Below are 16,234 nucleotides of genomic sequence, written 5' to 3' on the forward strand. Positions count from 1 at the left end.
TAAGGCGGGCACCGTCTTACCTCCATTCAACCACGAACACTATGAGGATAGACAAATGCGAAATAACCGATTTATGCAAGGGATCTGCGGTGGCTTGCTATTGCTATCAGGTTCATCGATAGCCGGGATCGCTATCGACACCACTCGAATTATTTTTTCAGCGAGTGATAACACCACCGGAAAAAGTGTGGGTATCACTAGCTCTAGCCAATCACTCACGCCTTATTTGGTCAAAGCACAGATTTTGAGAACCCCCTATGGCGACAATGGTGAAACTCCCTTTGTGGTGACGCCATCGTTATTCCGATTAGAGTCTGGTTCCACGAATCAAGTGCGCATAATGAAAAAAAATGTGGCACTCCCGCAAGATAAAGAATCTGTTTTTTATTTTCGTACCGTTGCCATGCCGACCAGCGAAAAAGGGCTGAATGCCCCACAAAATCATATTGATGGTGCCGTACAAGTGTCGACGGGAAATATCATCAAGCTGTTTTATCGCCCGAATCATTTGGGCATGACCCAGCCACAAGCCATGAAATCGCTGAAATTTTCGAGTGTAAATAATGGGGTTCAAGTGTCCAATCCTTCCCCGTACTACATCACCTTAGACAGCTTAAAAATTGCCAATAAACCCGTTTCTCTGAGTACAAAAAAGGGAAATAACATGATTGCGCCGTTTAGCAGCATCACCTATTCCCACGTTCAACGGCAAGGCACGGTTGAATGGAAAGCCATTAATGATTATGGCGGAAAGGACGAATTTCATGCGCAAATTCAATAAATTACTGATTATATTTTTCGCCATGTCACTTAACGGATGGCACCTAGCACAGGCCGAAAATACTGAGATTAGAGCGCTCATTACTGATGATGTCGGGTGTGAAATTCGCATTCCTAACTCATTGCAATTTACACCGATGCGCACATCCGATTTTCAAGGCGCGATAACCACGCATCAAATTAAGCCATTGAAAGCGCAATTTATCTGTGTGGATAAAACGGGAAATCTCACCCCCAAAATTACGTTACAGGGAAATACCCCCTATAACGAAAGCACCATTTTCTTGGATGGAACCCCAAACAGCACAGGGTTTATGTTACGCCTCAGTGATGGCTCACCACTCTCCCTGAGTGATTTTTATGACACAAGCAAAGCCTTTAAACGCGGTGAACAGATTGCCTTAACTCCACTGACCAAAGAGAACTATCATCAAACTGAAGAGACCTTTCTCGTGGGTCTAGTGGGGCCCGTGGATGGGGAAGCCATTCCCGGTGAATTCTCAGCCTCATTGACGTTTAACCTTATTTTTCAGTAAGACCCAAAAATAGGAAATCATCATGACACTGACTAAACAGTCACTCTACTCCCTGCTCATCCCCACCGCATTGTATGCGGCAAGTCTAGGGCAATCCGCGATAGCGGCAACTACGGCCACCACCAAAATCAGTGCCAGCATTGTCGGCGGTGGCTGCCAAATCACCGCGCCCTCGAGCGTTGCGATCCGTAACGGGGACCTTATTCCCGCTGAAGATATCAACAATAAAAACGATATCAGCGAAACCTTTGATCTCACCATTCTTGGCTGTAAAGGTTACGGGTTAACCCCTTCGATAACCATCGAAGGGGACACCGATAGTGCCTCCGGTGAAGATCTGTTTGTGAGTACCGGCAGTACCAGTACAGGCTATGGCATTTTATTGTCGACGGCTGGCAATACTAACTTCGAAAGTAGTGACAACCTGGCAACGGATAAAAAAATCACGGCTCTCACCACCAAAGAGTGGAATAAAACCTTTGCCAGCACATTGAATGGAACCATCCCACTGAAAGCAACCGTCAGTTGCGGAACCTGCACCGCCAATGACTTACAAGGTGGCGAGTTAACCGCCTCATTAACGTTTAATTTTTTCTATCACTGATTTTGAAGGCTGCTAATAACAATGATACGAAAACTTTCTTTCTTTAGCGTGATTGTAGGGTTGCTATTACCAGCCGGTGAATTACAGGCAGGCAGTGCCTCAACCACCCTCTCCTTTTCCGCTTTTTTTTATGGCGGTAGCTGCGATGTGACGGTGCCAAGTACCATCACATATAACAATGGTGCGCCACTGCCCTACGATGAAATTCCGAACAATAAGCAAAGTCGCCAATTCACGTTAACCCTCTCAGGGTGTCAGGGCTATTTTTTAACACCCAGAATTGCAGTCAAAGGGAACACATTCACCGCGGATAACAATGAGCGGCTGTATGCCGATGCATCCAGCACCACAAAAGGCTATGGCGTTAAGCTATCCACCCCGGGGAATACGGTCTTCAATGCCAATGACAATACTGCGAAACCCGGTAATGAGGTGATTACCATCAAAACATGGCCATCAGGTGGAACCAGCGATGTGGCGAGATTAAATAGCTCACTCAATTTTAATGCCGTGCTTGCCTGCGGTACCTGCACCGCCAGTGACAATTTGCAAAACGGTGAACTCACCGCAACCGTCACATTTAGCTTCTTATATGACTAATTGGGTAATCAGTATGTTTTCGAATCGTTTTTCTTACTCTCACACGCTTATTATTGTATTGATATGGGGTGTTTTTTCAGCCTTGGCTTCCGCTACTGAAGGCGGTTTACGCTTGGCCCAGACTCGTGTCGTGTTCGATGCAGCGAACCCAAATGCCAAAATTGCCATTAAAAACAGCAGCCCGCAGGTTTACTTAATCAAAGCCGATGTCATCAATGCACCCGAAGGAAATGCACACAAACCCGCGCCCCCGTTTATTGCCACACCGCCGATGTCTCGCTTAGAAAAAGAGAGCCAAAGCACGCTGCTGATTGTGCGTAATGGGGCTTCGGCGCTGCCGACGGACCGAGAATCCGTATTTTATTTAAGCTTATTAGCGATCCCTTCCACCACAAAAGCTAGTGCCCCCGAAGGCGAGATGACCAGCGCGCAAGTTTCAGTGGGGGTCCGCAACGTTATCAAACTGTTTTATCGCCCGAAAGGGTTACCCATGAGCGTCGAAAGCGCCTCAAACCAACTGACATTTCGCCAGCAAGGTCAGCAGCTCGAAGTCAATAACCCAACGCCGTATTACATCACATTGGCGCAATTGAGTGTGGATCAGCACCCCATCGATGTACGAGAACTGGGTCCTATGATTGCGCCCTTCTCCACCCAAACTTACCCCGTCAAAGGCGGTACCGCACAGGCAGAGTGGAAAGTTATCACCGATTACGGGGATATGAGCACCGCGTATCAGGGGAAGATTCAATCAGGAGCTATCCGCGATGAACAACATTAATTTATTGAAGATGAAAAATCCTGTGTTGTATTGCTTGATTAGCGGGATCGCCTTCTTGGCAACACTTTTTACCCAGCCTACATGGGCAAATAACATCCAAGACCAAATTAATGGGCTCACACTGCATTCAACCCGTGTGATTTACCCCCATGATGCCAAGAACGGGGTGACGTACACTATCACCAATAACACGGCGATACCGTATTTATTACAGGCGCGCCTATTGCCGTGGGAAGGGAGCTCATCAAGCAAAACGGCGAGCGATAATACCGAAACCGCAGATGAAAATTTGACGGCATTTATTGCTTTACCGCCGTTACAGCGCTTCGAGCCGGGCGAAACACTCACATTGCGCATTCTTCAAAAGCATAATTTACTCACGCAAGATAAAGAGTCGATTGCGCAGTTATCACTGACGGCGATCCCCGCACAGTCAAAAGAGGCGGCCGAAGGTGCGCAAATGATCCTTGCCGTACAAAATAATCTGAAGCTGTTTTATCGCCCCGCGGGATTACCGGAACATCATCTCGACAACATCGCCGAACAGCTGCAATTTCAGCGCACAAAAAACACGCTAACCCTGAAAAACCCGACGCCTTTTTATGTCACGTTAGCGTCACTGTCGGTGGGGAAAAACGCCCTGAATTTAAGTTCCTCACGCATGGTTCCACCCTTTGGGGAGGCGCAGTGGCCCCTTGATGCCAGCCATGTCGCAAACGACATTCATTGGCAGCTCATGGACGACGATGGCGGAACCGACAAAATGAGAACACGCCAACTCTCAGCAATGTAACCGCACCATACAGATAAACACATTCACCCGATGCGCATTGGCAACGGGGGGATTCTTGCATTCGCAAGATAAAGGAAGATCATGAAAAAAGCCCATAAAATTGCTGAAAATCAGCCAAAAACCCCTTTTTTCCGTTATCACCCGCTGGCGTGTGTATTGCTATTGGCGGTCGCGCCAACACAGGCCGAAGATTACTTTGATCCCAGTTTTTTAGGGGTAGCAGGTGAAAACACAGACGTGGATTTATCTGCCTTCTCACAAGCCGGTGGCGTAGCTGAAGGGGAATACACTGTGTCCGTGTTTGTTAACCAACAAGACGTGGGGCAATTTACGCTTAATTTTATCAAAAATGCCCACGGTGAAATCGCACCGGAATTAACCCCGGAGCAACTCGACACATTTGGGGTCAATGTACCGCACATTCCTGTCCTGAAAGACTTACCTAACGGCGAGTTTATTTCAGATTTAGGTGCACTGATCCCACAAGCGACAACCCGATTAGATTTGTCACGCTTGCGATTAAACATCAGCGTGCCGCAAGTGGCGATGCAATCTCAAGTCAATCGTAATGCAGACCCGTCATTATGGGACGATGGCATTCCGGCACTCATGGCGAACTATAACGTCAGTGCGGGTCGCACCACGAGCCGCTATGACCACGGCAAAAAAAACCAAAATACCAACGTCTTTGCGTCTGCACGCTTGGGTGCCAATGCGGGGCCATGGCGTCTGCGCAGTAACCTCACCCATTCCCGTTTCGAATACAGCGGAAGCGAGAACCAATCGGCGACGACCCATACCCAAACCTACTTTTCCAATACCACCCTATCACGGGATATTCGGGCATTGCGCTCGACATTGTTAGTGGGTGAAAGCAGCACAGGCAGTGATGTGTTTGATGGCGTGCCCTTTAAGGGCGTGCAACTGACCTCCAATGAACAGATGCTGCCAAGCCAATTACGCGGCTATGCCCCGGCGATCAGTGGCGTCGCCAACAGCAACGCCCGCGTCACTATTCGCCAAAATGGCAATATCGTGTACGAAGCCTATGTGGCTCCAGGCCCCTTTTATATCAATGATATCCAACAAGCAGGCTTGTCTGGGGATTATGACGTCACGGTCACCGAAGCCGATGGCGCTGAACGCCAGTTTGTGGTGCCTTACTCATCCTTACCCGTGATGCTGCGCCCCGGCGGCTGGAAATACGAAGTAGCCTCCGGTCGTTATAACGGTAACTTGACCACCAGCTCGCGTCGCTCTGACTTTATTCTAGGTACCGCTGTTTATGGGCTGCATAACGATGTCACTCTGTATGGCGGCGCCTTGCTGGCAAAAGATTATCAATCTCTGAGTTTAGGAACAGGGGTCTCTTTAGGGGATTTCGGTGCCGTCTCCACGGACGTTACTCACTCATCGGCTAAGTTTACTTATTCCAACCCAGTGGCTAGCGCCAGCGAGCGAAAAACCGGGCAATCCTACCGCATCCGTTATTCAAAAAGCTTAATGGCAACAGGCACGTCGGTGGATTTAACCGCATTACGTTACTCCACCGAGCATTTCTATAATTTCAGCGAATTTAACAGCCAAGGCTATCGCCTTGAAGAGGGTCTTAGCCCGTGGACGTTGCAACGTCGTCGCAGCAGCTTCCAAACCCAGCTCAGCCAGCAGATGCAACAGTATGGCTCACTGCATTTTCGCGCTAATCGCGATGATTACTGGGGTAGCAGCCGAACCTTAACGGGTTTATCCATGGGCTACAGCAACAGCTTTAAAGGGATCAGCTACGGTGTGAACTACAATATCGACCGCGTAAAAGACAGTCGCAATAACTGGCCGGAAAACCGCCAGCTCTCCTTCAACTTAAGCGTGCCGTTTAGTGTGTTTACCCAAGACCGTGATTGGCAGTCAATTTATGCCACCTACTCCATGAGTCATGACCAAAATGGGCGCACGCAAAATAATAGCGGCCTGAGCGGCAGCTTTATGGATGGCAAGCTGTCGTATGGCGCATCACAAAGCTGGGGAAATAAAGGGCAAATTGCCAACACCAACCTGAATGCGGGCTACCAAGGCGATAAAGGCAGCATCAGCACCGGTTATAGCTATAGCAATAATTCCCAGTCAATCAATATGAATGCCAGCGGCGGCGCCTTGCTCCACGCCGAAGGGCTAACCTTAAGCCGCTCCATGGGGGACTCTGTCGCACTCATTAGTGCACCGGGCGCCGAAGGCGTCAGTGTTAATGGCGGTTCTGCTGTAACGGATTGGCGAGGCTATGCGGTGGCACCTTATCTTTCCGACTATAACAAAAACAGCATTGGTTTAGACCCAAGCACATTGCCTGAAAACATCGATTTACCGCAATCCAATACCAACGTTTACCCCACCAAAGGTGCGGTGGTGAAAGCCAGTTTCCGTACCCGTATCGGCTACCAAGTGCTCATGACCTTAAAACAGGGTGCCAAATATGTGCCATTTGGGGCCATTGCCACCTTAATTTCCGATAACAGCGCTGACAACATTAGCAGCATTGTGGGGGATGCAGGGCAGGTGTACCTCACTGGGTTACCTGAAACGGGGGAATTGTTGGTGAAATGGGGGGACGCTGCCGCACAGCAATGTCAGGTGAGTTTTGACTTGCGCCATGTGGATGTCTCCGCAGATATGCCAATCCGCCAAGCCTCTTATCGCTGTGTGAGTGGGCAACAACAGGCTCAGCCTATGGTATCGAATACACCAGAAACGGCTCAGCAGGTATCCGCTCCAATGGAAAATATCGAGCCTTTACATCAAACACCCAATAAAACACGTTGGTTACAGTCGCCTGCAGGAGAAAAATAATGAAATTGAATAATCAAAAACGCTGGGGGAAAATGTGGTCAGTCGCAGCAGGTTTAATGGTATACAGTTTATCTACTACGTGGAGTTTTAGCGACAATGCGGGGGGAACATTTCCGAACGGTTTAGTTTTTTACAAATCAGGAATCGTATGGGAGGGCTCACCACAAAATGTTGAGAGAAATGTTTATGAGAAAGGCGCTCGACATATCTATATTAACAGTGAAATATTCTCAAATATAGGCGGGGCTTATTGGGGAAGTGTTGATGGTTATTATGGTGTTGTCATCGGACCTGGTATTGTTTTTACATTATCCGGCTTAACTTCTGCTAAAGAGACTACAAATTATATAGATGTTGAATATCAATTTAAAAGCGAACCGATAATATCCAGCTCACCAAGTGCAATTAGTGATACTCAACCAGCAATTATGTATGCTGCCAGATTCGAAAATACCATTTTTGGTAATAGCTCGATTAGCTCCCTAGTTAATAAAAAAATCAATAACTTTCGAGCTGCTCTTTATATTAGCCCCACCGTAAAGCCTGGAGACTATAGCTTTTCAGGATATATCTTTGTCCATGTAGGTGGGCTGGATAACAAGGCAACTATAGCAGCGGCTCCGTTCTTTACTCTAAAACAAGGGTTACAATGCACTATCAACACCCCACCTAAAATTGATTTTGGTAAAGTAAATATTTGGGATTGGGAAGGCAATACTTCAGGTTCTCCTGGAGGGAACCGTAAGGATGTTTTAGGGGTCGTTGATGGGAATTTCATGATCAACTGCACTGGAAATAATGGTACTCATTCTCCAGCTAAATTGACACTAAATGGAACAATTTATAGCGTTACAAATAATTTAAAAATGACCATGGATGCCACTGGAGAATTAGCACCAGCTACTGTGCGTGCTTCAATTAAGACAATACATGATGCCTGCGCAACAAAAGGCACCAATTTCGGGCCTGGATCTAATACCCCACCAGCAAATCAAGTTGATTTAGGTGATCTTACCATCGGTTCACACCAAATTCCTTATCGTTTTAGCCTTTGCTCTCTCGGAGAGGGAGTTAAATTCGGTGCAGCTTCCGCCACCGCCACCGTCACTCTTGACTGGGAATAACCTGCCTAACCGCTTAGTGGTTTTCACCACAAACCACTAAGCCTTTATCATTCAACGATGAGAATGCCATGATAGCCACTCACCGCCACCGTTTATTCACATTATTGCTCATGGGAATGTCGCTTCTGTTGTGCCGCCCTGCGCTGTCAGCAGTATCTCCAACATCCCTTGAGCAAATTCACGACCTCGGCGTGCAATCCATCAATGGAGATGGCGTCCCTATCGATCTCGCAAAAGGGCGTTACTATATTCAGCAATCCGCATTGCAGGGCTATCCCCTCGGTCAGTACCATTTAGGGATTCTGTTTTTCACGGGTGAAGGTGGCCCTCAAAATACAGCCTGCGCAACGTGGTGGCTGGAAAAAGCCATCGCCGCGAATAACGAAGTGCGTGAAAGAGCTCAACAGGCATTGAATGATATTCAGGAAGATACCACTGTCACCACAGAAGCGGTTGATGAACAACGTTGCCAGCAATATTCGTACAATTTAATCAGCTTACCGATGACCGAGCCCATTCACGCTGAACCGCAAGTTAATGCTATCGAGCTCTCAGCCAAGGGAAATCAGGTGCTACTGGAGATTTTAAACAACCACCGACCGCACCGGATTTATGCCACATTGCGCCTATTGCAAAAAGAACTGACTAGAATATGGCAACCTATTGCCGAGCACCGTGAACGCTTAATGCTCGCCGCTGCACATAAAGCCCATATTCAGCAACAAACAGCACCAGAGGTAAATGAAACCGTTTCTGACGAACCGACGGAAGTGATCATTACCCTTGTATTGCCCCCGTCAGAACAAAAAGGTGAAACTGAACAGGTAGAATTAGTGCCAATCGATATGCCTAGCAAGCCAATAGAAGTGACGATCCCGGTGGCGAAACACACCTCAGTGAGCACGAATTTAGGTGGCGAGATTCGCTCTGCGCCACCTCGTCATTACACATTACAATTAGGCAGCGCAAGCAGCCCTGAAGGGCTTGATGCACAAGCTCGTCGATATAAATTACGTAATTATTTGGTCTATGAAACGGTGAGAAATAACCGCCAATGGTATGTTTTAGTGTATGGCGAATACCCAACTCCTCGAGCCGCAAAGCACGCCATACCAGGCTTACCCTCTGCATTTCAACGGGATAAACCGTGGGTGCGCAGCTTACAACAGGTTCAATCTGAGCTAAACTAACCCACAGTTAGGTAGGCGACTATCGCTTACCTAACCCCTTCCCCTGTTCCCATTCGCTTTAAAAACCGCTGCTGATAACGCCACAAGGTTTTGGCATCAACACAGTGATAATCCATGCCAAATTGCGCGGCAGTTTGCTGAATAATACGAGCAAGCGCTGGATAATGCCGATGGTGCCAATTGGGGAATAAATGGTGCGTCAGATGCAAATTCAATCCGCCGAGCCAGTAAGTCAGGCACTTCGGCGTGGTTTGCCAATCATAGGTGGTGGAGAACGTATGAGTGTAAAATCCTTGCTCCATGCGCCCTGAATCCGATGCTGTATAAAAGGTGGCTTTCGCCCAATGAGTACCCAAAATCAGCACCACAAAAATAAATGACGCGAACATTTGGCTAAGCAGATAAACACCCAATAACGTGCCAATGCCGATGCCATAAGGGGATAAAACCCAATACGGTAATAATATTGCTAAGAAAAGATGCAGGATTTTACTCAGCAAAAATACCCCAATACCTTTCGCACCCTGATGGCGCATTTTTGGGGCAACGCGCGTAAAATGAAAACGGTCAAACCAATCGTAACCCCAAATAAGTGCAGGAAATGTCATTGCTGCGATCAGCGGCCAATACAAATGCTGCCAACGCATAAACGGATACCAGCGCTGGTATGGGGTTTGGCGCAGTAAAAAATTTTCTTCAATATCCAGATCATAATGGCGAACATTGGTATGGGAATGGTGAAAAACAATGTGCCGCACGCGCCAACAATCAGGATCTAACCCTAAAGGAATTGTTACCCAAAAGTTCACAATCCGGTTAAGTGCTCCTCGCTGAAAAACGGCGTTGTGCGAGGCATCGTGCACCATATTAATCGCCAACAATAAGGCAAAGAAAATAAATAGCGGATAACCCACAAAAAACAGAATTCCACCTTGAGAACTTAGCATCAGCCCATAGCTGCCTAAGCACACCAAAATTAGCGTCAAACTTTTGAGATAGACCCTGCCATCGGCAAAGCGGTGATCGCCTTTTTCTTGCAGATACCCCTTCGCCGCTTGCTGCAATGCACGGTGAAAAGCCAAGTCATCCCGCTGACGAAAAGCGAGGGGCGGTAATGGCTTAGGCTTGTACATCACGTCTATCCACAGGCGTTGTTCCTACGCCCATTAGCACAGCAAGGCTGTGCAACCATAATAGCGCCCCCATCACCAGCCAGAATGGTGTCAACCAACCTGCGATTATGATCAATAACAGTGTCAGGCTGGCAACGGCAAACCAACTCCATTTTCCCCAACCATAACCGCTTGATAAGCCAGATAATGCGACAGTCCCTGCCGCCAACAGCAGAAATAACCCAACTTGCTCAAGAGTCGTCCCATTAAAACCGTACCCATAGCGATACACGTAGCCAATCACCAACGTGAACAATAGTAAGGACCCACCCACTAGCCCCATTTTTCCGATGTGATAACTAGGAGAATGCATCGGTTTATTCGCTTTTTTCACGCCCAATATACGCAAAAATGGGCGATTACTATCAATCAACGGATTTTCCGTTGCCGCCTCACCACCAATACCGTATTGATGGGGCGTTTCAGGAGATTCAGAAAACGTTCCAAATAGCTTGTCCCAAATAATAAAGCTGCCGCCAAAGTTACGATTGGCGTACCCGCCCGTTTTTATATGGTGAACCCGATGATGATGCGGCGTCACCATCCACGATTCCAACCATTTAAACCGAGGAATTAATCCACTGTGGTTAAAAAATTGAATCGTATAATGAAGCACGGATACCGTCATAAAGACGGTGAGCGGTACGCCCATCAACGCTAATAACAGAAAGAAAGGAATAGAAGTGAGTGAGGAATACCACGAATTACGTACCCCTAACGAGAGATTAAAATGCTCCCCTTGATGGTGCACCACATGCACTGCCCACAAAAGACGGTAACGATGATGTAAGCGGTGAAGCCAATAAAACCCTAAATCCCAAGCGATTAACGTAAACAACCACACCAACCACGTTGGCCAGCTATCGGTAAGGCCAAAAGAAAAATGTGTGACCACAAAACCGTAGCAAAATAGTTCTAACCCACGGAACAGCCACAGCATGATATGCCCAGAATTAAGGTTAAAAACCACATCTTGCCAACTGAATGAAACGCGCTTTTGACGGGCAATAATCAGCGCTTCCACCATCACAATCAACACCATAAAGATAATGGGAAATGTCAGTTCATTCATCGCACTCTCCGTGACGGATTAGCCGCCAATAAGCGAAACGTCAGTAAACGAACAACCGTTATCGCTATCCACGCACAAGCCGCGCCGCCAACCACATCAATAAACAGGTGCCGCTTCAGCATTAAGACAGAAAAAATAATCATCAACGCCCACAATAGCCACAAGAGGTTTCTCAAAAATTGACCTTTTCGACACAAAGCCCCCCATGCAATTAACGTCAATGACACGTGGAGCGAAGGCAGCATATTTTGCGACGTATCCACCTGCAATAACCCGGCAAGTGCCTGTTGAGTCAACCCACTCCCTATATTTTGAGGAAACTCGGCTGTGGTTGGATAAATCAGATATACCGTGCCAGATAGCACCGCACAGAGGATCATCTGCCACATTAACGGCTTCACTTTTTCTGCGTGACTCAGCAGATAACCGCAGGGAATAAATAGGAAAAATGAGAGATAGAGCCATACCGCATTTGGCGAATAACCGATGGCATCATCAATTATCGTGGGGGAAATAACATGTGCAGAAGAATAAATATGCCCCGTCAATGAGTAGATAAACCCAACACATCCCCAACCTAATAGTAAATACCCCACGCGCTGCCACACTGACATCGACGTTATCATGATGCCTCCCGCGTGATCCGCCGACGCTTAATTGCCATTACGGTCACGGGCAAGTTGGTGTTGAGTTGCCATTGAAGATGCTCAGTCACTGCGCCTTGCAGTTCAAAGTAGTCAGTTAGTGCTTGCTTACATGCTAATAGCACCGCTTCCTCACAATCCGCGGATAAGGTAAATAACTTCCCCTGTTGATGAAGTCGGTAATCTGTTTCTGTCGGTAAAGTATTACATATCACTCGGTTACAGGCATCCGCAAACAGGGTTATTGGATCACCTTGTTGGTTGGTTAACACCAATTGATCATCGCTACGCCCTTCGATGCGTTCAATAGCTATTTGCGCATCGCCGCAAGGGCATGGGGTATCTCTAACGACCAAGATATCATCCAGTTGATAGCGCACAATAGGCTGAGTTTGCCGTGTAAAATCGGTGATAATCGGTGAAAAACGGCGTTCATCAATCCACTGTTTTTCAATATGCAAAAAAACTTCATTCAGATGCAATGTGCCATGAGGGCAGGTGCAGCCAAGAAAACCTTCCGTCGCTTGATACACTTCGCCCACATCTGCAAAAACCGTTTTTAGCAGGGATTTGTCATCGGCATTTAGCACTTCCGCCACTGATATCACCCTTTTTGGGGTTAGTGAGCACTCATTTCGCTGCTGGCGTTTTGCGATTTCCACCAGCACCTGAGCAGGAGCAACAATAATGGTAGGCTGCCATTGATTAAGTGCAGCAAGATGCTCATCAAAATCCCCTAGCAAATCGTAAAACTGAAATGAGAGCCAACGGTTATTCACACTTTCATATAAGTTATTGTTTGCACGTAGAAACAGTGCAACGCGCTCTCCGGTAAATAGCCCATCCGGCAGCATCTTAGCGAGCATGGTTCCCGACCAGCGAGCTTGCTCATCAGGGCTAACCACAAACACCCCGCGTTTTCCTGATGTCCCAGACGATAACCCCACACTAAATTTCCCCACTGTTGGAGAAAAATCTCGGGAAGATTCGCTCTGTTTTGCGCAGGCAAGCAGCTCATCCACTTTCAGACCTTGGGTGTTCATACGGTCAAAATGCTGCATCATCAAGGCTTTATTCATCACAGGCCATTGAGTAAGTGCTTGCTCACAATAGGCCGAAAAATAGGGACTGCGCCGTAAAAAACGCTGAGTAAATGCCGACAATTTTCGCTGTTGATATCGCTCTAGCGCTGCACGATCCGTAAAACGCAGTCGGCGAGCCTGCCAGTAATACCACAGAATTTTCAGCAGTTTCACAGCTCACCTTCATGGCACAGTTGGATCGGTATCTGGCGTTTATCAATCTGATGCAATTTATTGAGCGTATCGTAATAGGCTTGGCTGTCATCCATAATCAAATTCGCTACCGCCATTGGTCCGCGTAATTCTCGGTAATTCGTTGGTGACCACGCCGCATCCCCCGCCAGCAAGATCCAGCCGTCATCCGTCGCGACACATAACCCAGTATGCCCCGCGGCATGACCTGGTAATGGCACGGCAATTAAAGTTTTTTCTGGGTTTATTGCGTAGCCAAATCCTAATTCGGCTAAGGCTTCAGGCAGCTCAATACGCTCAAAGCCTTCATAAAACCGTGCTCTTTCTTCGAAATCTTCAGGGATTAACCCACGTACAAAAGCTTTACGTAATGCGGAAAACCCAGTTAGATTGCGCGTTTTTTGCCACCCTTCCCCCGAACAGATTAACGGCACAGAGGGGAAATCCCGTAGCCCCGCAATATGGTCACCATGGAAATGGGAAATAATCACCCCAGTAATATCAGCAGGCGTGATGCCATCCGCCTTAAGCTGAGAAACGAGAGCATCTTTGGTATCAAAATAAACCGGCGTAACCGCTCGATACAGCCGAATGATCCCTTCACGGGTATGGTCATAAAAGTGGTCGGCATACCCCGTATCAAACAGCCAGCGCTGGTCATGCCCCTCAATCAGCCATGCCCGCGCGGGGAATTTACACGCTTTCATACTGGCACCTTTAAGGGCAACACAGCCGGGATGGGTGCAATATCCCACTTCAAATACCCGAATGTTCATCATGGTTTGCCCTCTTGGTTTTCATTAAGCCATTTTGCGGTGCGTGCGATGCCCTCCGCCATGGAATAGCGTGGGATGTAACCGAGTTCCTGCTGAGCGCGTTGATTGTTTAAAATCATCGTGAAATAAGCAGCGCCAAGGCTATAACGGGTTAATAACGGCTCTTTTCGCTGCATAATCGCCAATTTTTCTAAGCAAAATGCCACACCGTATAATAGCGAATAAGGGGCTGATTTAATCTGGCACTCAGTACCTGTTTGCTCAAATAGCATTTTTAATGTCGTGGCCAACGGCTGAGGGTCTTGGTTGGTAATATTGTATACCGACCCGCTTTTTAACGGTTTTTGGGTTGCCAACATCATGGCATCCACCACATTTTCAACGTAGGTCAAATCGAAGGCATTTTTGCCCCCTGCCGGCAGCACCAATTTGCCATGACGGGCACGAACTTGCGCCATCAAACGCGGCAATAAAACCCGGTCATGCGCACCAAATAATCCACGAGGGCGCAAAATCACAAACGTAGTTGAGGGATAATTCGGCACTATCTTGGTAATCTCTTGCTCGGCAAGGAACTTCGTTCGCGCATAATCATTGGCAAATTGCGTGTTATTCGTTGATTCGAAAATATTGTGCTGATGAGTAAAATTGAAATAGATTGCAGGGGTGGAGATATGCACAAACCGCTCGATACCTTGCTCTGCCGCAGTCTGCGCCAAGGTTGTGGTGGCTTGCCAATTAATAGCTTCAAATGTTTCACGCTCACCCCATGGCGCCGACAGTGCAGCGCAGTGCCAAATGGCCTGACACCCCAACATCAATTTCCGTGCGTTTTCCGGTGTTAAGGTTGCCAGCTCTACGGGAATAAATGCCGCGCCAGAATCAGCTAATATCTGACCAATCGCCAAATCACGCCCACAAGCCACCACCTGATGCCCTTCACGTAGCAGTATTTCGACCGCATTGCGCCCAAGCCCGCTGGTCGCGCCGGTAACTAAGATTTTCATGGGACTAAAACCAGGGCAGATAAAGCCAAACCGGCTGCGGTTCCTACCAGCATTACGCGAGATTTGCCATAAAAACGGTCGGTGATAATGGCTTCATGTAGCGCGGAAGGAATTGATGCCGCCACTTGGTTGCCATGTGTGGCATAGATATCGACTAACTGTTCGGCGGTGACACTAAGGCGCTTGCGCATATGTTCCAAGGATAAGTGACTCGCTTGATGGGGAACTACCGTATCAATCTGCGCTAAGGTCACTCCCGCTTGAGACAGTATTCTCTCCATAAAATCCTCAACCATGGCGGATGCCATCTTGAATAGCGGTTTGCCTTTCATGTGGAATAAGAAATCGCTCGGCTCCATACCTGAGCGCGGATTACGGCGAGTACCACCCGCCCTGATCTCACAAAGATCCAGCCCTTCAGGATAGGTTTCCAAACGAAATGCCAAAATGCCGCTATGCCCATCACCGCGCTCAACAAGTGTACAAGCTGCGCCATCACCAAAGATCAGCGAAGATTCTTCATGTTCCCAATCAATCCCACGAGAAGCAATATCCGCAGAGACAATCGCAATTCGGCGATATTGATGGGTAGCGAGTAGCCCACCCGCAATTTGCAACGCCGATAAATAACTCACACAACTCGCATTCACATCAAAGCAAGCAATTCCCGAGTGAAGCGCTGAACTTGCAAGAATATGAGCTGCGCTACAAGGTAGGGCTTGAACGGGAATAGCCGATGCACAAATCAAGGCATCCACTGAAGCAGGATCAATATGGTGGCGAGTTAATGCGTCGTGAATTGCGGCGGCGGCTAATTCAGCTTGGCTATCGGTATTGGATGCATGGTAGCGCCAGCGGATCCCAGAGCGCTTTTCAACGTAACCGTTCGGCTTATTCAGCTGCTTATCCAAATCCATCGACAATATTTTATGTGTGGGTAGTGCGATGCCAGAAGCAATAATTTTCAGTGGCACAAACGTGTTGGGGTTAAGCATTTTTTACCTATTCTTGTAGTTTATTGCTTTATTACCCTTTCATTT

The 16,234-nt window shown here is 47.7% G+C and carries 16 protein-coding genes; 9 read left to right on the plus strand and 7 right to left on the minus strand.

Translation table 11 applies throughout. The features are described from left to right. Positions 1 to 55: 55 nt before the first annotated feature. From QS795_RS15030 to QS795_RS15070, 9 genes are all read left to right on the plus strand, one after another. Complete coding sequence (locus QS795_RS15030; RefSeq protein WP_286269669.1) at positions 56 to 781, plus strand: fimbrial biogenesis chaperone; 726 nt, start codon at positions 56 to 58, stop codon at positions 779 to 781. Next, positions 765 to 1,316 (plus strand): fimbrial protein, encoded by a 552-nt coding sequence (locus QS795_RS15035; protein ID WP_286269668.1) that lies wholly within the window; start codon positions 765 to 767, stop codon positions 1,314 to 1,316. The genes QS795_RS15030 and QS795_RS15035 overlap by 17 nt, the downstream gene beginning before the upstream one ends. Before the next feature lie 22 nt (positions 1,317 to 1,338). Continuing rightward, on the plus strand, positions 1,339 to 1,920 hold the full coding sequence (locus tag QS795_RS15040; RefSeq protein ID WP_318626585.1) for a fimbrial protein: 582 nt from the start codon (positions 1,339 to 1,341) through the stop codon (positions 1,918 to 1,920). Positions 1,921 to 1,941: 21 nt separating this feature from the next. Then, complete coding sequence (locus QS795_RS15045; RefSeq protein WP_318626587.1) at positions 1,942 to 2,520, plus strand: fimbrial protein; 579 nt, start codon at positions 1,942 to 1,944, stop codon at positions 2,518 to 2,520. Positions 2,521 to 2,632: 112 nt separating this feature from the next. Beyond that, positions 2,633 to 3,301 (plus strand): fimbrial biogenesis chaperone, encoded by a 669-nt coding sequence (locus QS795_RS15050; protein ID WP_286269664.1) that lies wholly within the window; start codon positions 2,633 to 2,635, stop codon positions 3,299 to 3,301. Continuing rightward, complete coding sequence (locus QS795_RS15055; RefSeq protein WP_286269663.1) at positions 3,288 to 4,094, plus strand: fimbrial biogenesis chaperone; 807 nt, start codon at positions 3,288 to 3,290, stop codon at positions 4,092 to 4,094. The genes QS795_RS15050 and QS795_RS15055 overlap by 14 nt, the downstream gene beginning before the upstream one ends. Positions 4,095 to 4,175: 81 nt before the next feature. Then, the gene (locus QS795_RS15060) at positions 4,176 to 6,935 is read left to right on the plus strand and encodes a fimbria/pilus outer membrane usher protein (RefSeq protein WP_286269661.1); all 2,760 of its coding nucleotides are present in this window, start codon (positions 4,176 to 4,178) and stop codon (positions 6,933 to 6,935) included. Further along, positions 6,935 to 8,059: a hypothetical protein gene (locus tag QS795_RS15065; protein WP_286269659.1), complete on the plus strand. Its 1,125-nt coding sequence runs from the start codon at positions 6,935 to 6,937 to the stop codon at positions 8,057 to 8,059. Before QS795_RS15060 ends, QS795_RS15065 begins: the two co-directional genes overlap by 1 nt. Positions 8,060 to 8,127: 68 nt before the next feature. Continuing rightward, complete coding sequence (locus QS795_RS15070; protein ID WP_286269657.1) at positions 8,128 to 9,249, plus strand: SPOR domain-containing protein; 1,122 nt, start codon at positions 8,128 to 8,130, stop codon at positions 9,247 to 9,249. 26 nt (positions 9,250 to 9,275) lie between these two features. Here QS795_RS15070 and QS795_RS15075 read toward each other — a convergent pair whose 3' ends face one another. The 7 genes from QS795_RS15075 to QS795_RS15105 are packed head-to-tail and all read right to left on the minus strand — an operon-like array spanning position 9,276 to position 16,189. After that, complete coding sequence (locus QS795_RS15075; RefSeq protein ID WP_286269655.1) at positions 9,276 to 10,382, minus strand: fatty acid desaturase family protein; 1,107 nt, start codon at positions 10,380 to 10,382, stop codon at positions 9,276 to 9,278. Beyond that, positions 10,369 to 11,493 (minus strand): sterol desaturase family protein, encoded by a 1,125-nt coding sequence (locus tag QS795_RS15080; protein WP_318626590.1) that lies wholly within the window; start codon positions 11,491 to 11,493, stop codon positions 10,369 to 10,371. The genes QS795_RS15075 and QS795_RS15080 overlap by 14 nt, the downstream gene beginning before the upstream one ends. After that, entirely contained in the window at positions 11,490 to 12,119 is a 630-nt protein-coding gene (locus QS795_RS15085; RefSeq protein ID WP_154639360.1) for a phosphatase PAP2 family protein, read from the minus strand. The genes QS795_RS15080 and QS795_RS15085 overlap by 4 nt, the downstream gene beginning before the upstream one ends. Continuing rightward, positions 12,116 to 13,393 (minus strand): F390 synthetase-related protein, encoded by a 1,278-nt coding sequence (locus QS795_RS15090; protein ID WP_318626592.1) that lies wholly within the window; start codon positions 13,391 to 13,393, stop codon positions 12,116 to 12,118. Before QS795_RS15090 ends, QS795_RS15085 begins: the two co-directional genes overlap by 4 nt. Further along, positions 13,390 to 14,190 (minus strand): MBL fold metallo-hydrolase, encoded by an 801-nt coding sequence (locus QS795_RS15095; RefSeq protein ID WP_154639361.1) that lies wholly within the window; start codon positions 14,188 to 14,190, stop codon positions 13,390 to 13,392. The genes QS795_RS15090 and QS795_RS15095 overlap by 4 nt, the downstream gene beginning before the upstream one ends. Beyond that, positions 14,187 to 15,194, minus strand: a complete 1,008-nt coding sequence (locus tag QS795_RS15100) for an NAD-dependent epimerase/dehydratase family protein (RefSeq protein WP_318626593.1) — start codon at positions 15,192 to 15,194, stop codon at positions 14,187 to 14,189. Before QS795_RS15100 ends, QS795_RS15095 begins: the two co-directional genes overlap by 4 nt. After that, positions 15,191 to 16,189 carry a 3-oxoacyl-[acyl-carrier-protein] synthase III C-terminal domain-containing protein gene (locus tag QS795_RS15105; RefSeq protein WP_318626594.1) on the minus strand — a complete coding sequence of 333 codons (999 nt, stop codon included), beginning with the start codon at positions 16,187 to 16,189 and terminating at the stop codon, positions 15,191 to 15,193. Before QS795_RS15105 ends, QS795_RS15100 begins: the two co-directional genes overlap by 4 nt. Positions 16,190 to 16,234: the final 45 nt, after the last annotated feature.

Source organism: Providencia zhijiangensis (genome assembly GCF_030315915.2).
GTDB classification, from domain to species: Bacteria; Pseudomonadota; Gammaproteobacteria; order Enterobacterales; family Enterobacteriaceae; genus Providencia; species Providencia zhijiangensis.